The 20,201-nt window shown below is 56.0% G+C and carries 16 protein-coding genes (1 of these 16 running past the window's edge); 12 read left to right on the forward strand and 4 right to left on the reverse strand.

The window, feature by feature from the left end:
- Positions 1 to 74: 74 nt before the first annotated feature.
- The 5 genes from NTX17_02240 (at position 75) to NTX17_02260 (ending at position 5,268) form a co-directional block, all read left to right on the forward strand.
- Positions 75 to 254 carry a hypothetical protein gene (locus tag NTX17_02240; GenBank protein MCX5800197.1) on the forward strand — a complete coding sequence of 60 codons (180 nt, stop codon included), beginning with the start codon at positions 75 to 77 and terminating at the stop codon, positions 252 to 254.
- Between the two features lie 58 nt (positions 255 to 312).
- Entirely contained in the window at positions 313 to 1,359 is a 1,047-nt protein-coding gene (locus NTX17_02245; GenBank protein MCX5800198.1) for a deoxyhypusine synthase family protein, read from the forward strand.
- A 43-nt stretch (positions 1,360 to 1,402) separates the two neighbouring features.
- Positions 1,403 to 2,290, forward strand: a complete 888-nt coding sequence (speB, locus tag NTX17_02250; GenBank protein ID MCX5800199.1) for an agmatinase — start codon at positions 1,403 to 1,405, stop codon at positions 2,288 to 2,290.
- A gap of 44 nt (positions 2,291 to 2,334) precedes the next feature.
- Positions 2,335 to 3,516, forward strand: a complete 1,182-nt coding sequence (locus NTX17_02255; GenBank protein MCX5800200.1) for a class I SAM-dependent rRNA methyltransferase — start codon at positions 2,335 to 2,337, stop codon at positions 3,514 to 3,516.
- A 198-nt stretch (positions 3,517 to 3,714) separates the two neighbouring features.
- Positions 3,715 to 5,268: a thrombospondin type 3 repeat-containing protein gene (locus NTX17_02260; protein MCX5800201.1), complete on the forward strand. Its 1,554-nt coding sequence runs from the start codon at positions 3,715 to 3,717 to the stop codon at positions 5,266 to 5,268.
- Positions 5,269 to 5,409: 141 nt separating this feature from the next.
- Here NTX17_02260 and mazG read toward each other — a convergent pair whose 3' ends face one another.
- The 3 genes from mazG to NTX17_02275 all read right to left on the reverse strand — a co-directional run bounded on the left by mazG (position 5,410) and on the right by NTX17_02275 (position 11,709).
- Positions 5,410 to 6,234 carry a nucleoside triphosphate pyrophosphohydrolase gene (gene mazG, locus NTX17_02265; GenBank protein ID MCX5800202.1) on the reverse strand — a complete coding sequence of 275 codons (825 nt, stop codon included), beginning with the start codon at positions 6,232 to 6,234 and terminating at the stop codon, positions 5,410 to 5,412.
- Positions 6,235 to 6,243: 9 nt separating this feature from the next.
- On the reverse strand, positions 6,244 to 8,271 hold the full coding sequence (locus tag NTX17_02270) for a DUF885 domain-containing protein (protein MCX5800203.1): 2,028 nt from the start codon (positions 8,269 to 8,271) through the stop codon (positions 6,244 to 6,246).
- A 180-nt stretch (positions 8,272 to 8,451) separates the two neighbouring features.
- A complete protein-coding gene (locus NTX17_02275) occupies positions 8,452 to 11,709 on the reverse strand; it encodes a T9SS type A sorting domain-containing protein (GenBank protein ID MCX5800204.1) in 3,258 nt (1,085 codons plus the stop codon).
- A 485-nt stretch (positions 11,710 to 12,194) separates the two neighbouring features.
- On the opposite strand from NTX17_02275, the gene alr reads away from it, so the two are divergent.
- From alr to NTX17_02305, 6 genes are all read left to right on the forward strand, one after another.
- The gene (alr, locus tag NTX17_02280) at positions 12,195 to 13,439 is read left to right on the forward strand and encodes an alanine racemase (GenBank protein ID MCX5800205.1); all 1,245 of its coding nucleotides are present in this window, start codon (positions 12,195 to 12,197) and stop codon (positions 13,437 to 13,439) included.
- A 41-nt stretch (positions 13,440 to 13,480) separates the two neighbouring features.
- On the forward strand, positions 13,481 to 13,651 hold the full coding sequence (locus tag NTX17_02285; GenBank protein MCX5800206.1) for a hypothetical protein: 171 nt from the start codon (positions 13,481 to 13,483) through the stop codon (positions 13,649 to 13,651).
- Positions 13,652 to 13,683: 32 nt separating this feature from the next.
- Positions 13,684 to 14,862: a phosphopentomutase gene (locus tag NTX17_02290; protein ID MCX5800207.1), complete on the forward strand. Its 1,179-nt coding sequence runs from the start codon at positions 13,684 to 13,686 to the stop codon at positions 14,860 to 14,862.
- The gene (cdd, locus tag NTX17_02295) at positions 14,846 to 15,232 is read left to right on the forward strand and encodes a cytidine deaminase (protein MCX5800208.1); all 387 of its coding nucleotides are present in this window, start codon (positions 14,846 to 14,848) and stop codon (positions 15,230 to 15,232) included. The genes NTX17_02290 and cdd overlap by 17 nt, the downstream gene beginning before the upstream one ends.
- Before the next feature lie 293 nt (positions 15,233 to 15,525).
- Positions 15,526 to 16,200: a deoxyribose-phosphate aldolase gene (gene deoC / locus NTX17_02300; GenBank protein ID MCX5800209.1), complete on the forward strand. Its 675-nt coding sequence runs from the start codon at positions 15,526 to 15,528 to the stop codon at positions 16,198 to 16,200.
- A 29-nt stretch (positions 16,201 to 16,229) separates the two neighbouring features.
- A complete protein-coding gene (locus NTX17_02305; GenBank protein ID MCX5800210.1) occupies positions 16,230 to 17,537 on the forward strand; it encodes a thymidine phosphorylase in 1,308 nt (435 codons plus the stop codon).
- A 29-nt stretch (positions 17,538 to 17,566) separates the two neighbouring features.
- Here the strand turns inward: NTX17_02305 and NTX17_02310 are convergent, their stop codons facing one another.
- Complete coding sequence (locus NTX17_02310; GenBank protein ID MCX5800211.1) at positions 17,567 to 19,669, reverse strand: PBP1A family penicillin-binding protein; 2,103 nt, start codon at positions 19,667 to 19,669, stop codon at positions 17,567 to 17,569.
- Between the two features lie 204 nt (positions 19,670 to 19,873).
- Between NTX17_02310 and tyrS the strand changes: the two genes are divergently transcribed.
- Positions 19,874 to 20,201 carry the 5' end (the start) of a tyrosine--tRNA ligase gene (gene tyrS, locus NTX17_02315; GenBank protein MCX5800212.1) on the forward strand. The gene runs 914 nt beyond the window's last position, so only the first 328 of its 1,242 coding nucleotides appear in the window; it begins with the start codon at positions 19,874 to 19,876; its stop codon lies beyond the right edge, outside the window.

Genomic DNA, 20,201 nt, shown 5'->3' on the forward strand with positions numbered 1-20,201 from the left:
TCTAACTCTCTGAAACAGGGCAACGACAAGTCGCTTATGGGTAGTTATAAGAATCGTGGAGGGTCCGAGAGTCAATGAATCGGCGCAAGAGATACTACGATAATGAGGATGAGCGTCCGAATCGGAAGCTACGAGTAATTCGTGAAATGGCAGACGAAAAGGATTGGGTAGACGAACTCGAGGTGGACGAGGATTTTGAGGAGGAATTCAATCAAGAATTCATGGACGAGGAAGACTACGAAGAATACGAATAGGAAACCTTGACGATGGCGATATTTCGTCGTTCCAAGGGGTAGATACGAGGGAGCCCGTATGAAGCGTTTTTCCAAGAAGCCCGTCGATCCCATCAGCGTAGAGGCGGACGCGACGGTTGACAGGTTTGTGACACAGCTTTCCGAAGTCTCATTTCAGGCACGAAATCTCGGAACGGCAGTTGACATATGGGAGAAGATGCTTGACGATGAGGCAATGATCTTCTTCGGCCTCGCAGGCGCGATGGTTCCCGCGGGAATGAGAAAGATCGTCTCGTTTCTTGTGAAAAACAGATTTGTTGACTGCGTGGTTTCCACTGGGGCCAACCTGTTTCACGATTGCCACGAGACTCTTGGTTACTTTCACTGGCGAGGCAGCCACCAGGCAGACGATCTGGTTTTGAAAGAAAGTAGCATTGACAGAATATACGACACTTTCGCCTCCGAAAACGAATTCAGGCTTACCGACGATTTCATCACTCGCTTTACAGCGGAACTTCGGCGGGAAGAACCACTCACAACTCGCGAATTTCTTCACCTTTTGGGCAAGAAGCTGGCAGAAAAAACCGATAACGAGGGCATTCTGACATCGGCGTTCAAGGCCGGAGTTCCCGTATACTGTCCTGCCCTCGGAGACTCTTCCATAGGCATCGCGGTGGCCGTGGGCAGAAGCAGGGGAGAGAATAAGGTTATGTTCGACATAGCGGCCGACGTGCTCGAAACCGCCAGGCTGGCGACTCCCTCTTTTTCCGCATGCTCGTCTACCGGCGTCGTGTATGTCGGAGGAGGAGTGCCCAAGAACTTCATCCAGCAGACCGAGGTCACGATTTCCATTCTGGGAGAGGAAGCCGCGGGGCACAAATATGCCGTACAGATCATAACCGATCCGCCGCACTGGGGAGGCTTGAGCGGTTGCACGTTCGAGGAAGCGCAATCCTGGGGAAAAATTGCAACCGAGGCGCTGAAGACGACCGTCTATTCAGACGCAACCATAGCGCTTCCGCTCATAGCGACGGCTCTTGCCACCAGAAGAAAAGGCAACCTCAAGAAACGCAGAAAGCCGCAGTTCGAAATGGGTCACACTCTAGGCATGAGCCGTAGAGTGTAACCTGCCAGCAGGGCAGGCCTTCACGTCAAGGACATCGGTTTCCATGACCAAGAAAAAACGAGAGCCTCACTTCGTGCCTTTCAATTTCGGCGCCCTCGAGGGCGACCTGTCCCTTCTGGAGAAGTCACGTATTGTGATACTTCCGGTTCCGTACGACTCCACTTCCACCTATTTGTCCGGAAGCAGGGAGGGGCCCCAGGCAATCATCTCGGCGTCAAGAAGCATGGAGCTTTTCGACGAAGAACTTGGCTTTTCGCCATGCTCCGTCGGTATCCACACGCTTTCTTTTCTGGATCCTGTGACTTCGAGCCCAGAAGAAATGCTGAGCGACGTCGCGGACACGGTCAGCCAATACGTCAAGCTGGGCAAGTTCGTGATTCTGCTGGGGGGTGACCACATATTATCGGTGGGCGGAGTCAGGGCGCTCAAGAAGAAATGGAAATCCATGGGGGTCGTTCAATTCGACGCGCACGCAGACTTACGCTACTCGTACCAGGGAACCAAGCTGAGCCACGCCTGCACCGGAAGACGATTAGCAGAAATGTGTCCTCTGCTTCAGGTTGGTATAAGGTCTATGTCTGAGGAAGAGGATGACTTCTTGAAATCTTCGAGAAAATCCTCGCCAGTATTCTCGCTGCGGCCTTCACGCGTCCGTGAATTCTCCCGATGCCTCGACAAACTCCCGCACGAAGTCTACGTTACGGTGGACGTTGACGTGTTCGATCCTTCTATCGTGCCCTCTGCCGGGACGCCCGAACCAGGCGGATTGTCATGGGAGCAGGTCGTAAGCCTCATGGGAACGCTTGCTCGCAGGAAGAACGTTGTTGGCTTTGACGTGACTGAGCTCAGGCCGATACCTGGTCTTGTGTCGCCCGACTTTCTGGCGGCGAAACTCATTTACAGACTCATCGGTCTCTTTGTGCGGTCTTGAAACCCGCAGTCTTCTCCTGAAGACAAAGGGAAAGGCGGCCACTCGTGCCCCAACTACCCAGAGTTTTTCTCAAGAAGAACGAGGACAGAAGACAGAGGATAGGCCATCCCTGGATTTTCAGTAACGAGATCGAGAAATCCGAGGGAACTATCGAAGACGGCGGCCTCGTCGACGTCTACAGCCACGGTCGCACTTTTTTGGGCAGGGGACACATCAACAGGCAGTCCCTGATCTCGATCAGAATTCTCACCCGCGAACCCGAAGAAATCGACAAGGCGTTCTTCCGCGAGCGCATGAGACGGGCAATCGAGTACAGGCAGACCTTTGCGGCAGGGCGAGACGCGTTGCGACTCGTCTTCAGTGAAGGCGACTTCCTGCCAGGCCTTGTCGTGGACAGTTACCTGGATTGCGTAGCGATGCAGATAACTACTCTGGGGATGGAAAGGCAGACGGAAATCCTGCTTGACGTGATCGAGGAGTTGCTGAACCCCGCTGCCATCGTCCTGCGAAATGACACGTCGGCGCGCATACAAGAAGGACTTCCTCAAGAAAAAACGGTGGCCAGAGGTTCCTGCAGCGCCCCTCTTCTCCTCAAGGACATGTCTCTTCTAACAATCGTGGACTTGCTCAACAGCCAGAAGACCGGTCTCTACCTTGATCAGAGTGAGAATCGTTCGGTCCTCGAAGACGTCGTTCTTGGCAAGAGAGTGATGGACTGTTTTTGCTACGGTGGAGCCTGGGGCGTAGACGCAGCAAGATTGGGCGCCGTCGAAAGCGTACTTGTTGACGCCTCACCGCGCGCCCTTGAGATGGCCAAGCAGTGCGCGTTCTTGAACGGCGTGCCGGAGAGGTGTTCCTTTGTTCAGGAGAACTGTTTCTCCTATCTTCGCAAGCTTCATTTTGCAGGAGAGAGATTCGACGTAGTGGTTCTTGATCCTCCCGGACTTGTGAAGAGCAGAGGGAAACTCAGGGCGGGAGTCGAGCTTTACGAAAGGCTGAACACGGCCGCCATGAAGCTAGTGAATCCCGGGGGAGTGCTTGTTACTTGCTCGTGTTCGCACAACGTTGACAGAGAGATGTTTCTCAGCCTTCTGGCCAGGGCCGCGAGCCAGGCGAGAAGGGAAGTGCAGATCGTTGAGATACGCTCGCAATCGAAGGACCACCCGATGCAACTGCCCGGTCGCGTGAGCGAATACCTCAAGTGTGTCACGTTAAAGGTGTGGTAACGGGTGACGGCGGCGGTCGACATCACCTATTTCTGTTGACTTTTCCAGTTCCAGCCTCTAGTTTGTCACCGGCACTGCATCGCTTGGTCTGACATCTGCATTGCGTCGTCCGGCTAAGCAAGATCGTCCGAAAGCCAGACCACGGAAGTGGCCACGAGGAAAGTGGAGCACGAAGAGAGTCGGCGTAAGGAGTTGGTCATGAAGTCATCCACTCTAGTTTCCGGAAGAAATGTGAGCCCCAAGAGATTTACCTTTTTCCTTGCGTGCGTCTTTCTAGCCTGCCTTGCGTTCTCGCTGCATCCCTTTGCCGGGACCGCGAGAGCCAATCTGCAAGGCACGGATGGCCTGGCGCGGCTTTCCTCGCCTGAGATCTTGCCCCAAGGTGGTTGGTCGGTAGGGCTTTTCGGGAACTATTATCGCAGGATGTCTCCGACCGCTCACTCTGTGACGGAGCACTTCGCCGTGGGCGACCTGAGCCTAAGATATGGACTCGCCGAGGTGCTCGAAGCTTTCGCGGTGCTGCCAGGAAACGGCACGCTGTGGCAGTACAAGGAGCTTCCCGATAGGGACGAACAGAGTGTGAATCATGGCGGGGTGGGTGACGCCAGATTGGGTCTCAAGATGAAGCTGCCTCTCGAGAGTGACGTATTCTCGCTCGGCTTTGAAGCTGGAGCGTCTCTGCCGACAGGGAATGACATGGTGCTGTGGTTGCCGGGCAACGCCACTGGCGAAAAACTGTTCACCAGCGGTTCTACGAATCTGTTCGCCCGCCTGTGCGCAAGCGTCGACCTGAGCCAGGTGAGGGCGCTGTCTCCCTTGAAACTGATTGCGAACGCCGGCTACCAGATCAACGGCGAAGAGGGAGGCGCACGCTTTCCATCATATCTTTTCTCGATTCCAGGAAGCCTCGATAACAACGACGTAGTCTCGGGCGGGTTGGCCCTCGTGTTTCCGTCTTCTCGTGTGACCCTGTTCACGGAGTTGTACACGGAGCAATTCGTTCAAGGTTCCGGCGTGGCGGGAAGAAAAGAGAGTCCCGTCTTCTTGACTCCCGGTGCGAAGGTGAAACTTCCGTTTGATCTAGTTGCCACTGCAGCCGTTGACATACGGCTCTCAGTGGACGACCGCAATACCGTGTTCAATCCCGACGAGGCTTTCCCGGAGTGGGGAATTACCCTGGGTCTTGACTTCACACCCGCGGTCTTCGGAAACGATGCTGACGGGGACGGAATCCCCGACGCCCAAGATCTCTGCCCGACGGAAAGAGAAGACTTCGACGGATTCCAGGACGAAGATGGTTGTCCTGACCCCGACAATGACAATGATGGAGTGCCTGACCTGGTCGATAAGTGTCCCAATCAGCCTGAAGACCTGGACGGCTTCCAAGACTCCGACGGTTGTCCTGACTTCGACAACGACCGTGACGGCATTGTAGATTCGCTGGACAGGTGCCCGGATCAGCCTGGGTCAACGGCTAACGGCGGCTGTCCGGATTCGATCGGTGAGGTGAAGCCGGAACAGCCCGTGCAACCGGCGGAAATGAAGCCGGCGCCGGCGAAAGAAGTCGATTCCGATAATGACGGCGTGCCGGATTCGAGGGACAAGTGCCCAACGCTCGCCGAAGACAGAGATGGGTTCCAGGATGATGACGGCTGTCCCGACATCGACAATGACGCTGATGGAATCATAGACGCGGACGACAAGTGCCCCAACCAGCCCGGTCCGGAGAGTAACGGCGGCTGTCCCAAATAGCGACTACAGGTGAGTCGCTGCGATCCGGCGGGTGCGGTGCGTGGATGAAGCGGCGAGTGAGATTGAGGGAGCGCTGGCGCGACAGGCCGGACGTTGTGAGAGACCGCGTCGGAGATCGCGCCGAGCGCGTCGTTCTGAACCCTAGCTTTTCTCGTTTTCCTTGGCCAAGTTCCAGAGCGCGTCCATTTCCTCGAGCGTGGAGTCGGTGGGACTCTTTCCTCTCTCTCGGAGTGCGCGTTCGATGGAGGCGAATCTCCTCCGGAACTTCTCCATGGTCCCCCTGAGACATATCTCCGGATTGACTCCGGTTTTTCTCGCCACATTCACGATGGAAAATAACAGGTCTCCGATTTCACTCTTTACCTCTTCTTCGCGTCCCTTGGAGAGAGCTTCCTCGAGCTCTTTGAGTTCTTCCCTTATCTTGGCGACCACCTCGTTCGTGGTAGGCCAATCAAATCCGACGGCGGCCGCCTTCTCCTGAAGCCGAAAAGAGGCCACGAGAGGAGAGAGAGTCGGAGAACCCCCTTCGAGCAAGGACGTCTGCTCCGGCTCTTCTCGGAGTTTTATTTCTTCCCACTGCTTGAGCACTTCCTCGCGTTCCTTGAGATTTTCTCTTGCGAAGACGTGCGGGTGCCGCCTCTTCATCTTCTCGTCGGTGCTCTTGACGACGTCGGCGAGGGTGAAGAGCCCCTGCTCCTGGGCAATCTCTATACAGAAGATGAGAAGGAAGATCACGTCGCCGAGCTCTTCTTTCACTTTGTCGTTCTCTTCGGCCGCGATGGCGTCGATCAGCTCGTGCGTCTCCTCGAGAACGTACGGGGTCAACGACGTTATCGTCTGACTCCTGTCCCAGGGGCAACCGTCCTTTCCGCGCAACCGCCTGGAGAGAGAAAAAAGACTGTCGAGAGTGAGGCCGGCGCTTTTCCGTTTGTCGATCTTACTGGTGCTAGGTCTCCGTCTGACCATTTCTTCCTCTTATTGAGTTTCTTCCAGCATCATCTCTTTCAGATACTTGAGAGGTGGAGAGCCGAAGCTCAAGAGCTTCTCGTTGAATTCCCTCTGGCTGTAGTTCTCACCCATCTTCTTTCTGTAGAGTCTCTCTATGTCACGGATTCCGTCGACCCCCACGAAGTACGTGGTGAGCTGGGTCGATGTGAGAGAAGCGCGCACGATCTTTCCGTTGGCCTCTCTCTCCTCTTGAAAACCGCCGTGAATCATGAGATCAATGGCTTCCTTCTCGGTCATGGCGCCGGTGTGAAGCTCCGGATCGATGATGGCGTTGATGATCACCCTCAAGAGCCACTTGAGCTCCGAAAGCTGAAGTTTGGGGTCACCAGCTCCGTAGCCTGCGTCGAGCATCATCTGCTCGGAGTAGACGGCCCAGCCCTCCACAAATGCACCGTTCTCAAGCATCGCTCTCACTAGAGAGGGGAAGCGATTGGCGTACCAGCCCTGGACGTAGTGCCCCGGAAGCGCTTCGTGCATGCAGAATATCATCTCGAGGTAGTCATTGTATTCCCTCAAGAACGACTCTTTCTCTTCCTTTGTCCACTCTTCATGGACAGGAGCCACGTAGAAGAATGCCTTCTGGTTTGCGTCAAACGGTCCCGGAGACTCGAGCCCTCCGTCCGCCACGCCTCTCTCGAATTCCGGCGTCCACTCCACGTCCAGCTTCTGGTTCGCAGGCAACGCAATGATGTCCTTCTTGCGAATGAAACTCTCGAGTTGAGCGCAGTATTGCTTGCATTGATCGAGCAGCCCGTCTGCCTCTGCGTGGTCTTTCGCAAGTTCAGAAAAAACTTCCCTGGCGATCTCCTCGTCAGCCGCAACTCCCTGGCCGTGAACATGATTTTTCAGACGCCCTTCGCGCACCATGTCGTCGTGGATCTTGCGCGAGAGCTGTATGGCCTCCTTCCTCACCTCTTCGTATCTCTTTCGAGCCTTTGCCACCAGCTCGTCGGTGGTGACATCTCCTCCCAGAGCGTAGCGCAGTTTTTTCGCGTAGAGCTCCTTGCCGAGACGATAATCTGCCGTCGAACGAGGAAGGAGATCCTTCTCGAGATAAGTTCCGAAGGATTCGAGCGCTTCCGTTGCGACGTCGGACGCGACTCTGACTGACTCTTCCAGAGCCGGTGCGAGCGAAGCCGTGCGTCTCACGTCTTCTTCTATGTAGGATATGAGCCCTTCGTTTTGCCTCGCGGCCGTCTCGGTGGCTACCCGCGAAGATGACTTGATGTTCGCCTTTGCTTCCTCAAGAAGACGAGGGAACTTGTCCAAGCGCGAGATTACCGCTCTAAGTCTGACGTCCAGTGGCGCGAAGTCTCTGCTCAAGAGAGAGCGGATGGCGCCGCCCGCGATGTCGGTGTAGGCGAGCGGAGACTTCTCCCACTCTTTGAGCTCCCTCATCGAGAAAAGTTCGTACTCGAGGTGATCCTTCAGAATTACGTAGTCGTAGCGATGCGTGGCACTCAGCTCCGAGGGATCGAAGGACAAGAGTTTCTTCAGGAATTCGGCCGTTGCCTTTTCTTCCTTCTTGATGGCCACCGGACTAACGTCGTCAAGCTCTCCGTCGAAGTCGTGTACGCCGATGTAAGTGGCGTGCACAGGGTGGTTCTCACAGTCCCACGCGAAGTAGTCCTTGGCAAGCGTCACAAAATAGCTGTCGGCCTTCGTCACCGTGGCGGCCGTAGGAAAGGCGAGAATAGCTTCAGGGGCCGTGGAAGAGGCGACGATGGCCTCTGGGACCGCCCGAGAGGAGATGGCGATTTCAGAAGCTGTGGGGACGGAGCTGACAGCCCCTTGAGCGCTGAGGCTCGGGACGATGGATGGACTAATGGCTGCGAATAGACTCACTGCGAGCAGACCCAGCGTGAGCAGAGCCGGCGCCGGCAGACCCGCAGTCCGAAGGTTTAGTGCGAAGTCGCGAGCGAGTGGCCTTCGCGCGACAAGCCTCTTACGAGCGTAAAGATGGTGCGGAATCAGGCGGACACTCTTCCGAATCATCGGGACCTCCTTACAACATTTCACAGTGACCTTTCGTGTAGATCGTTACTCGCCGGGAGAGCTTAGCATATCCGAATCCGGGGTTCAAAGAGATGCAGCACAAACAGTAGAAACAGTGGAAACAGAGCGACGTCGGGCGCGCTCAGCTTCGGAGCAGACGCAGGCTCGGATCGTCGCTAATTACTGGAGTACCACTATCTTCTTAGCGCCACTGTATCCAGGAGCGTTAAGCTGATAGAAGAACACACCACTAGCTACCTTCTCTCCACGATCCGTCGTACCATCCCAAATCACCGAATGACGACCAGTCGCCTCTGCCTTCTCTACCAGCGTCCTGATCACCCTACCACTAACGTCAAACACCTTCAGACTCACCTTGCCAGGTGCGCCTACGGTGTACCATATCGTCGCAGTCGGGTTCATCGGGTTAGGATACGCTTGCGCCAACGACGTCCTCACGGCCGGCGGTGTCCCACTGATAGGATCGACGTCAACGAGTGACGGATCGCACCAGCTCGACGCCGAATAGTTTGCCCACCCAAGTACAGTAGCAAACCAGCCGGTCATGACGTTGTCGTTACCGCAGAGCGGGTAGCCGAGAGAGCCGTCGGTCCTGATCACGCAGTTGTCGTATCCCTCTGTCAACGTCTGGTAGGATGGACCACCAACCACGCTAACAGCGTTGCTGACGACCGCGTATCTGATCGTCGCCTGCGAATCGTACTTCCTTTCAGTCTTCGCATTGGGTGCAGAGCCAGAAAGTCCGATCACGTTGAACGTGCTCAAACACCCGTTCGTACGAGCCACAAACAACGTCGTGTCTGGTAACGCACCGCCCGCTACGCCTCTCACAGGCAAGCAGTAGGTGTAGTCACTCGTTTTCGACGCGTAGTTGCTGTACAAGCTCGTAGCACCCAGGATGTTGTTGAGGAACGGTCTACCCCAAGTGGAGTTGTTATAGAGATTCCTCGCAACACAGTCACCACTCATCCAGAAGAACCTGGGCGTGTCAATGTTCGAGTATGTAACCAACCAGCTGTTGATCAGGTTAACGTCCTGCTGATACATACTGTAGTTGAGCTGCGTACCGGCGTTCAACATGCAGTGCGTGTAGGCAAGCATCTGGTTAAGCGTGGCACCAGGACCCCAGTTGTACTTGTCGGTCCCTGGTCCACCAACCTGACCTGCGTTAGCTGCCCAACGACCGATACCGTTCCTCAAATCACTCGTCGGACCCAACTTGCTGAACGTGTCGTAGTAGAAACCGTTAGCCGTCAGATGCTGACCGATCCTGTCAGAGTTCCTCAAACCCGCGTTACCTCTCCGACCAAAATGATCTGCAACTATCAAGCACGGCCACTGCACGCCACCTTCACCGTCGTCCCTGTACATCGGCAGAATCTCGAACTCCTCGGCAACTCCACCCGCCGTGTCAGGAAGCAAGAACCAGTCGCCAGAACCCGTGTAACGAGCCTTGAGGAAGAACTCAATCCTCGTACCAGGTACAAACAAATTGTTCGGAAGTATCTCCGTACCTTCCGCCAACCCGTTAGCTATCCTGACAGGATCTGCCTCGTGGAACGCCGTCATCCAGGTCTTCGCCACCGTGGTAGTCGTTGTGGGAGAAGCAGTCACCCTTGCCGTGTCCATCCTGGCAGACTGCCATGCACCCGCAGTCGCTGTCGGAAACCACGTAGTGAAGAACGCATGGGTAACAGGCTGCTGTGGCCCTACTGCCGCCATACGGAAGGTAAGCCAAACCTCCATGTTATCCGCACCACCATGGCACACCATCGTGTCCCCAAAGATCGGAGGGTTGAGGAGGTAGTCGCCCAAGTAACCCGCCACCCTGGTATCGGCCGTGCTCGCCGGGTTGAGCGTTCCGTCCTCAGCAAACTGATCCTGGAAATAATCCAGCTCTCTCATGCTGATGTACGGAGCTACATCCGACCCGTACAAACCAAACGACACGTTGTCAAAGTACGGCGTTACGTTGCACGTGTACGAACACACAGGCTCATCCATCGCTTCCTCGCAGTAGTTGACCACACCGTAAGCAATCTGCGCCTTCTCGGCACTCGGCGGTATCAACGTCGATAGGTCGAAGGTCACCGCACGACATGTCGCGGTCTCTCCCGTGTAGTACACGTAACCGTCGCTCAACCACCTGCTCCAACCGCCAGACTCGCACGCAGGCGCATACCTGGTCTCGAAGACGAAGAAGATGTACATGGCGAGCGGCGAGTACCCAAACCTCTCGCACGTCATCAACTTGCCGGCCAACCCGGGATGATCAGAAAAATCAATCACCGGCGAATACGCAAAGTTGTTCTGATACAGCGGATGTGGGTAGGTAAGGTGGTTCTCATCGTAGAACACCAACACACTGTCCGCAATCCCACACCACTCAGAACCAATCCATGCATAGCAAACATCCTGGTTCGGCAAAATGGGCAGATCGTTGATGTGCTTCACGTGAGCATAGTCACCGTAACCTGCATAGTAATGCGCCCAGCCAGACGGCAACCCTCCGTCTGCAACTACCTCAAAGTTCTCACTGTCAACTGCCGAATTGATGGTAAGCGCGTAGTCGTCAATCTCCAGACCACCGCATGTCGTCGGGTTGTACCCGTCCTGGTCAGAGTACCCACCGTCAGAATCAAAGTTGAACGCGATGCGGAAATCTACTGGCGGAGTCAACGACGCCAGGTGCAAATCAACGTCTATGCTCTCACTGCCGCTTACCACATCGTCGTACGTAGCCATCGTGTCGTAGTCCACCCACTCACTGGCGCCAGTGTCGTAGATCTGCAAGATGCAGTAACCATAGTCAAACCCAGCCTCACTCTCGTTGTGGTAGTCGTAGGCGAGAGTGATATTGTCGCCGGAAGCGTAGGTGTAACTACCCGTCACAACGGTTTGATACATGTTGTTGCCGTAGCCAGTGCCAGTATGGTTAACGTAGCAGAGATCGTAAGCCTGTTGGCTCGTCACGCCACAGAAGAGAGACTTGTGACCAGAACGCACGCACGTCCCGATGTTGAGATAGGGATTGCTGCTCGTGTCACTCACCACGTGCATGTAGTCCTCTGCTTGATCCGTTAGGTCGACGCCCCTCCAGCCGTCCATATTGAGACCGCTGTGCGGAGTGCCGTTAAAGCCGCCAGGGCTCCACGTCCACATCTTCCGGTTCGCCCAACCGGGAGCGGCAGGCGCGGCAGCGAAAGTGTCGCCACCCGCTATGACCGTTCCACCGTAGTAGAACGTGTCCGTGCCCGCCATTGCCGCATTCAGGCCGAATACGTGACCCATCGGGACTACGCCGACTGCCTCATCAATGACGGGGACTTTTCTCTCGATCTCCTTGGCTCCGGCAACGGCCGCCGTCGCCAGAATGGCAACCACCAGAACAAGCGAAACTACGACGAGCTTCTTCATGGAGATACCTCTCGTATCTGATAGGAAGATCGCAGTGTTGCAGGTCCCGACCCTGTTACCAGGAAAGGAAAGAGCAACGGGGGAAAGACTTTTCTAAGCAACTAGGTGCCAAAACACAAGAGCCCCATCGGAAGACGATGAGGCTCAGATTGTTCTATTAGCAGAGGATGCGATGGAGACGCGTGAGACATTCTCATCTCCGGCATTATGTCACTCACTGAGTTATGCTGGTAAACTGCATTATGCCAGTCCAATCGGCATTATATCACACAATGCCGTTAGCGTCCAGCATGAATAGTGAAGTGGGAGGCCGGTTGCGTCTTTCGCGAGTCGCCTGCTTGCGCTCTCAGCCGCCTTGTGGTATAACTCAGGGGCAAGTAAGTCGCTGCCGAACCAAGGAACACACGAGGTGGGGCCGCCGTACCGACGAGCAAACGGCGCGGTGCCGGACCAACTGTTGCTGCAACGGGTAACGGGAGCAACGCATGAAATTCCCAGCCTGGGTTGAAATAGACCTCGATTGTCTTGCCGGGAACATCACTCTCCTGAAGGGGATGACCGGCCCGGGCACGAAGATATGCCTGGTCGTGAAGGCCGACGCCTACGGTCACGGTTCGGTAGAGGTGTCTCGAGCCGCACTTGAAGCAGGCGTAGACGTGCTGGGCGTTGCGACGCTCCACGAAGCGATCGAGTTGCGTAAGGCCAGAGTATCGGCTCCCGTGCTCATCCTGAGCCCTTCACTTTCTTCGGAGATCGAAGAGATCATCACCTACGGACTGCGCCCTTCGATTTCGAGTCTCGATTTCGCGCGAAAGCTCTCGCAAGCGAGCCAGAAGCGGTCGAAGACCACCCCCTTTCATGTGGAAGTCGACACTGGCATGGGAAGGACTGGATTCGATTACGATTCGGCGTACGAGAATTTGAAAGCCGTCGCCTCCTTGCCCAACGTTGTGATGGAGGGAATCTACACGCATTTTCCCGACGCGGAGAACCAAGACTTAAGCTTCGCGCGGGGACAACTCGAGAGATTTGAGATTCTCCTTTCTCGTCTCAAAGAAGACGGAATCACATTCGAGATCGTTCATGCCGCAAACAGCGCGGGCATCCTCAACGTGCCTCAATCCCTTTTCAACATGGTGAGGCCGGGTCTCATGGTCTACGGGTTGCGCCCGGCCGGCGAAGGAGCTTCTACATGTGAAGTCAGGCCCGTGATGAGCTTCAAGAGCTGCATCGTGCAGCTGCGGCGCGTGAGCAGCGGGAGCTACATCAGTTACGGCAGAACCTACCGCGTGCCGAAAGACTCGTTGATCGGAGTCGTGCCCGTCGGCTACGGACACGGATATAGTTGGAGCTTGTCAAACGCCGGGCAGATGCTTGTTCGGGGTAAGCGTGCTCCGGTCGTCGGAAGGGTGACGATGGACCTCACTATGCTTGACGTGAGCGACGTGCCTGACGTGAAAGAAGGGGATGAAGTAGTTCTCTTCGGGAGGCAGGGCGCCGAGGAGATTACCGCCGACGAAGTCGCTCTCAAAGCGGGGACCGTCAGTTATGAGATACTGTGCTCGATAGGAAAGAGAGTCGTAAGGACGTTCATTCGTAACAAACGACCGGCCAAGGTGATTACACTCGTAGGCGAACGGAAGGAGGTTGGGCCAACCGAGGGCGGTGAGTACTGTCAACCTGCAGTGCATTACATCTCTGTCCCGGCCATGTCTGAAGAAAGAGGGTGAGATGAGTGCGGAGAGAAGAAGCCTTTAATGTGGGAGACAGGGTGAGCCACAAAGTCTTCGGCCAGGGCTTGGTGCTTGAGACGTCGGGCCAAGGAGACAGCCAGAGAGTCGTGGTATCGTTCTCGTCCGACAGATCTCAGAGAAAGCTCCTGCTGAAGTACGCGAGTCTCACAAGAGTGGAAAGAACCGAGAAGAACACAGGGCCTTCTTGACGATTTCCATTCGACTTCCCTCGTTACATCCAATGCGTATCATCGTAATAGTACTTGACGGAGTCGGTATAGGGGAGCTTCCGGATGCCGCGCTTTATGGCGACGCCGGCAGCGACACGCTGGGGAACACCTGCCAGGCGATGGGTGGGCTTTCTCTGCCCAATCTGGAGAGGCTCGGCCTGGGTCACCTCGGGAATTTCAAAGGCGTGAGTGCCATTACGAATCCGGAGGCGTCCTACGGGAAACTGGAAGAGAGGTCTCCCGGCAAGGACAGCACTTCGGGCCACTGGGAGCTCATGGGTGTCATTCTGGAAAGACCCTTTCCGACCTATCCAAACGGTTTTCCCGAGAGCGTCGTTCGAGAGTTCGAGACCAGAATTGGACGGCGCGTGATCGGAAACATGCCTTACTCCGGCACCGAGATTATCAAGTTGCTCGGGGACGAACACGTGAAGACGGGTTGTCCCATTCTCTACACGTCCGCGGACAGTGTCTTTCAGCTCGCCGCTCATGAAGACGTGATTCCAGTCAAGCAGCTCTACGACTACTGCATCGTGGCCAGGGACTTTCTGATCGGCGAACACGGCGTCGCGAGAGTGATTGCGAGGCCGTTCTCGGGGAAGAGCGGCAGCTATCAGAGGACCACGAGAAGAAAGGATTTCTCAATTCCACCGACGGGCGATACAATTCTAGACATTCTCGAGACTAAAGGTGTTGAGGTTCTGGCCGTCGGCAAGGTGGCCGACCTTTTCGCCGGACGCGGTTTCACGCGCGAGATCAGAGCCAAGTCAAACACCGAAGGGATGGGGGCTCTTACGGCTGGCCTCGGCGATTCTGAGGAGAGATTTGTGCTGGCCAATCTTGGGGATTTTGATACCCTGTGGGGACATCGAAACGACGTGAAGGCATTCGCGCAGGGTCTGGTGGAATTCGACTGCTGGCTCGGAGGTTTCTTGAGCGAGCTCTCATTTGATGATGTATTGTTTATCACGGGTGACCACGGATGTGATCCAACGACTCCCAGCACTGATCATTCACGCGAGTACGTCCCGGTTCTGGTCTACGGTCGGAGACTGTGGAAGGGAGTGAATCTCGGCACGAGAACCAGCTTCGCAGATCTGGGAGCCACCGTTGCGGATCTGATGGGTATAGACGGAACCGGGAAGGGAACTAGCTTTGCAAAGGAGATTGGATTTGGCAGCAAAGACTGATCTATTTCGAATCGCAAGGAAGGCCATGAAGAACAGCAGGGCTCCCTTTTCGAAGCTCAAGGTTGGCGTGGCGTTGAGAGCTGCAAGCGGGAAAATCTATGCAGGGTCAAATATCGAGACGGCTTCGTTGGGTCTGACCATTTGCGCGGAGAGAGTGGCGCTTTTCTCGGCCATCGCGCACGGGGAGAGAAAATTCAAGGAAATCGCCATTGTTTCTTCGGCCGCCGAGCCCATTTCACCTTGCGGGGCGTGCAGACAAGTGATGTGGGAGTTGTGCGGCGACATGGGGGTGTCAATACATAATCTCAAAGGTGCGAAGAAGGAATTCAAACTCTCTGAACTCCTTCCGTTTCCGTTCGAGAAATTCTAGCCGGCGAGTAAGTTCGACCGCCCGCGTACGCGTCCGAGCCCGGTTTTCTTGTGGACGTGCGAGGCGCGCGTAGGTTTTTGGGTAGTAATCGTTGAGAGGTAATTATGCATAACGAGGAGCTTGTAGAGAGAATAGCGAGAGAGGTGCTACGGAGGCTCGATGTAGGCCAGTCGGTTCGACCGGAGACCGACGAAGTCTGCTACAGATGTATCGGCTGCGGTCAGTGCGTCACGCGCAGGCCCGGTGCCGTGGCGGCGCTCCTCGACGCGGGAGCTTCCAGGGTTTCCTCTACGATTGGCGTCACTCCCAGAGATGCGGCGGTAGCCTCTCTCATAGATCACACGCTCCTAAAACCTGACGCCACCACGGACGACATAGCGAAATTGTGCGACGAGGCCATCAAGCATGGCTTCGCGGCCGTATGCGTTCAGCCGTGGCACGTGCGCCTTGTTGCAGAGAGACTGGACAGGGCCGGCGCGAGAGTGAAGGCCTGCTCGGTGGCAGGTTTTCCTCACGGTGCCAATCGCAGCGACGTGAAGGCGTTTGAAGCAAAGCGAGCCGTCGGTGACGGGGCGAGGGAAGTGGACATGGTGATAAACGTGGGCGCACTGAGATCCGGAGACTACCGCTACGTGGAGAATGATGTGAGGGGCGTCGTGGAAGCGTGCGGGAGGGGTGTGGTCACGAAAGTCATCCTGGAGACGGGGTATCTCAACGATGAAGAGAAGATAAAGGCGTGCGCTCTGACCAAGGCCGCGGGCGCGAGCTTCGTGAAGACTTCGACGGGCTTTGGACCCAGGGGCGCGAGCGTTGAGGACATACGGCTGATGAGGAAGGTCGTCGGCGAGGAGATGGGAGTGAAGGCCGCGGGCGGTATCAAGACGGCAGAGGATTTGAAGAAAATGGTGGAGGCCGGAGCGACCCGCATAGGCACGAGCGCGAGCATAAAGATAATAGGATCTGCGTGACGGTCTGATACGCTTTTGGAGAGGATTTGATGAACGCTTGCCAGATAATTGCCAAGAAGAGAGACGGGAAACCCATTACGGAAGAGGAAATCCAGTTTTTCATCAAGGGTTTTGCGGAAGGGGCCGTTGCCGACTACCAGATGTCGGCGTTCCTGATGGCGGTGTTTTTCAGGGGCATGGGCTTGGAGGAGACCGTGAGCCTTACGCGGGCCATGATAAACTCCGGCAAGGTACTGGACCTCGGGGGCATAGAAGGGAAGAAGGTCGACAAGCACAGCACCGGCGGGGTGGGAGACAAGGTCTCGCTCGTGCTTGCGCCTCTTGTTGCCTCGGCGGGCGTAAAGGTGCCGATGGTGTCGGGAAGGACTCTCGGTCACACCGGCGGCACTCTGGATAAACTTGAGTCCATTCCTGGGCTCAAGACCCTCCTCACATCAAAGGAATTTGTTGAGATCGTGGGCAGCGTTGGGTTTGCCATAGCCGCCCAGAGTGACGAGTTCGTGCCCGCAGACCAGGGAATGTACGCCCTTCGAGGAGTGACCGGCACGGTAGAATCCGTTCCCCTCATCGTCAGCAGTATCCTCAGCAAGAAGTTCGCCGCAGGAATAGACGCGATCGTTTTTGACGTAAAATGTGGCGGCGGCGCTTTCATGCTGGACATCTCCGAGGCCGAGAAACTCGCACGAGAGCTTGTTCGTGTCACCGCATTGCTTGGTAAGACGGGCAGGGCCCTTATCACAAATATGGATGAACCTCTCGGGTGCGCCGTCGGAAATGCCCTGGAAGTCAAGGAAGCCCTTGAGTGCTTGCGGGGTGAAGGGCCCAGTGACCTCCGTGAACTCACGATTGAGCTGGCAATTGAAATGCTCCTTCTCGCCGGTGCCGAGAGTGACCGCGGAGACGCTAGAAATCGTCTGGAGAGATTACTTGATTCAGGCAAGGCCCTCGAGAAATTCCGGCAATTCGTCGAGGCGCAGGGTGGAGAGGTCGGAGTGGTGGACGAGACGTCGCTTCTTCCTCGCGCGCCGCGGGTCGAGACGGTCGTCGCTGAGCGCGACGGCTTTGTGTCTAGCATAGACGCACGAGCCCTTGGCGAATTGTGCATCGACATGGGCGGTGGGCGACGCTTGCGCAATGACGAAGTGGACAAGTCGGTGGGGTTCTTGCTGAGAGCCAAGGTCGGGGACAAAGTCTCTGGTGGAAGCCCCCTGGCGGACGTTCACTTCAATCCTGCTCGCGGGAACGTCACGAGGAAGGTGGGCGAGGCCTTCAAGTTGAGTGAGCAGGCCGCGCAGAGACGAAAGCTAGTCTTGAGCAGATTGCCCTCCGCCGGCTAGCAATTCCGGCGAACAGCCATGACGCACCTTCACGCGCCCTCTTTCTTGGGTTTTCTCCTCATCAGTTCTTCCGAAAGATCCTTGCGTGATTGGCCTCCGGCGTGCATGTAGCAGAATTCCGTAGGCTCTTCCCCCTCGCGGAAGACCTCCGTGGTTTTCTTCGGGCAGGTGTCGAGTGCCAGCAGACCCGACTTTGCGCAGATTTCCACAAAGGTCACACCCTCGGGCACAGGGAAATCCGTGAACTTGTAGAGGCTGCTCGCGGCCAGCATGATGTCGGTCCATATCGGGAGAGCGACCCTGTTGCCTGTCATACCGGGGCCGAGGGGTTTCTTCTTGTCAAAACCCACCCAGACTCCCGCTACGATCTGAGGAGTGAAGCCAACGAACCAGGCGTCCGTGAAATCATCGGTCGTTCCGGTCTTTCCTGCCGCAGGTTCGAGGAAGCCCCTCAGCCTTGCGTCGTAGCCTGTTCCGTGGTTGATCACGCTCTCGAGCATGTTCGTCATTATGTAGCTGGTTTGAGCGCTCAGAGCCTCCTCGGTGCGAGCCCTGTTCTTCTCGAGCGCGTTTCCTTCTTTGTCCTCCACTCTGAGCACCATGATCGGTTCGGCTCTTATGCCCTGGTCCGCAAACACTGCAAAGGCCGAGGTGAGCTCGATCAGCGAGACCTCCGAAGTTCCCAGCGCAATCGTAAGATCATTTGCTATGGGTGAACGCACCCCCATTCTTCTTGCATACGAAGCCACCGTCGTCGGCCCCAGACTCCTCAGAAGCTTGATCGCCGGGATGTTTATCGACTGCTGAAGCGCGTACCTCAGCGTTACGGGTCCCCTGAATGTGGCGTCGTAGTTCTGAGGCGTCCAGAACCTGCCTCCCGCTCCCAAGAAATTCACGGGTTCGTCTTCAATCAAGTCCGTCGGCTTGAATTGGTTGTCAATGGCGGCGGTATAGATGAAAGGCTTGAAGGCAGAGCCGGGCTGGCGCTTGGCTTGAATGGCGCGATTAAAGGGACTGTCCCTGAAATCCCTGCCCCCGATCAGCGCTCTGACATAGCCATTGCGAGGATCGATCATCACGACCGCGCCCTGGACGTAGGAAGTAAAATCACTTTGTCTGGCCCTGGTCTGCTCTTCCGACGTCAGCTCGCAGCGCTGCACTTTGTATTGCATCGTCTTCTCGAGCTCACACAAGTCCTTCTCGAAAACCATTTCAGCGGCTCTCTGCAGATTCAGATCAAGCGTCGTGTAGACCTTGAGGCCGCCCTCGTAGATCTGGTTGGTTCCGTATCTCTCGTCCAGATACTGTCTTACGGCCTCGATGAAGTAAGGCGCCTGATTTGCGCTCATCCTGCCCGGAGTCACCCCGAGCGGGGCGTCCGCGGCAGAACTGTATTCTTCTTTGGTGATAATGCCTTCGTCCCTCATCACACTCAGGACAAGGTTCCTCCGTCTCAGAGCCACTTCTGGGTGACGTCTCGGAGAATACTCCCTCGGATTTCTTGGCAGGCCGGCAAGCAGAGCGCACTCCGGAAGGTCGAGCTCCTCTATGTTCTTGCCGAAGAATATGCGCGAAGCAGCCTGCACCCCGTATGCGCCGTCGCCGAAGTAGATCTGGTTAAAGTACATCTGCAGAATCTCGTCCTTCGAATACATCCTTTCTATTCTGAGGGCGAGTATTGCCTCCTTGATCTTTCTACTCATGGTTCTTTCGCGAGTGAGGAAGAGGTTTCTGGCGAGCTGCATCGTTATGGTGCTTGCTCCCTCGCGGACCTTTCCCGCGAAGGTATTCTTGACGGCGGCACGTCCTATTCCAAAAATGTCAATGCCCCAGTGCCTGCGGAACTGTCTGTCTTCGACAACGATTATTCCGTTGACCAGATTGCCGGGAATTCTGTTGAGCGGCACGAGGGAACGGTTCTCCTTGAAGAACTCGTGGACGAGCTTTCCGCTTGCGTCGTATACTTCAGTCTTGACAGCGGGTTCAATGGTTTGTAGCTTTTGGGGCGAGGGAAGTCCCATGCTGGCCCAACGGAACGCACTGAAGAGGATGCCGGCCAGGAGAAAGAGGGACATCACCAGAAAGGAAACGGTGTACTTTGTGTAGACGCTTCTGGCGCGTGTTTCTTTCATCGAAAGATCTTCCCCCTGTGTGCGCTGGACCTTTTCTTTGCTCTCTGGCCTTATCGGGCAGGTTCTGCGGAACCGTCACGATCAAACAGACGTGCCTTTTGTTCACTTTAGTCCATTGTGATAGCCGAATCAAGGGGTAATGCGGCCAGGCGACCACGCGGAGCGTTGAACCGCAGAGTGATGGATACCTAGAGGGACGTTCAAATGAAGTGGCTTCCGGTTGATGAACAGCTAAGGATTATCAAGACGGGAACGGAGGAGATCATTCCCGAACGCGAGATGCTCACGAAACTCGAGAGAGCCGTCCGGGAGAATCGCCCTCTGCGGGTCAAACAAGGCTTCGATCCCACTGCTCCCGACGTTCACCTGGGGCATACGGTGGGCCTAAGAAAGTTGAAGCAATTCCAGGAATTGGGGCATCAAGTCGTCCTCATCGTCGGCGACTACACGGGCATGGTGGGGGACCCGAGCGGGCTCAGCGAGACCAGGCCGCAGCTCAGTCATGAAGATGTGATGAGAAACGCCAAGACTT

Source organism: Candidatus Eisenbacteria bacterium, from assembly GCA_026388185.1.
GTDB lineage: Bacteria > Eisenbacteria > RBG-16-71-46 > JAFGJU01 > JAFGJU01 > JAPLKG01.

Excerpts from the sequence above, each read along its gene's own strand:
- NTX17_02240 (MCX5800197.1), top strand. The coding sequence starts at position 75 with ATGAATCGGCGCAAGAGATACTACGATAATGAGGATGAGCGTCCGAAT.
- NTX17_02245 (MCX5800198.1), top strand. The coding sequence starts at position 313 with ATGAAGCGTTTTTCCAAGAAGCCCGTCGATCCCATCAGCGTAGAGGCG.
- speB (MCX5800199.1), top strand. The coding sequence starts at position 1,403 with ATGACCAAGAAAAAACGAGAGCCTCACTTCGTGCCTTTCAATTTCGGC.
- NTX17_02260 (MCX5800201.1), top strand. The coding sequence starts at position 3,715 with ATGAAGTCATCCACTCTAGTTTCCGGAAGAAATGTGAGCCCCAAGAGA.
- mazG (MCX5800202.1), bottom strand. The coding sequence starts at position 6,234 with ATGGTCAGACGGAGACCTAGCACCAGTAAGATCGACAAACGGAAAAGC.
- NTX17_02270 (MCX5800203.1), bottom strand. The coding sequence starts at position 8,271 with ATGATTCGGAAGAGTGTCCGCCTGATTCCGCACCATCTTTACGCTCGT.
- NTX17_02275 (MCX5800204.1), bottom strand. The coding sequence starts at position 11,709 with ATGAAGAAGCTCGTCGTAGTTTCGCTTGTTCTGGTGGTTGCCATTCTG.
- alr (MCX5800205.1), top strand. The coding sequence starts at position 12,195 with ATGAAATTCCCAGCCTGGGTTGAAATAGACCTCGATTGTCTTGCCGGG.
- NTX17_02290 (MCX5800207.1), top strand. The coding sequence starts at position 13,684 with ATGCGTATCATCGTAATAGTACTTGACGGAGTCGGTATAGGGGAGCTT.
- NTX17_02305 (MCX5800210.1), top strand. The coding sequence starts at position 16,230 with ATGAACGCTTGCCAGATAATTGCCAAGAAGAGAGACGGGAAACCCATT.
- NTX17_02310 (MCX5800211.1), bottom strand. The coding sequence starts at position 19,669 with ATGAAAGAAACACGCGCCAGAAGCGTCTACACAAAGTACACCGTTTCC.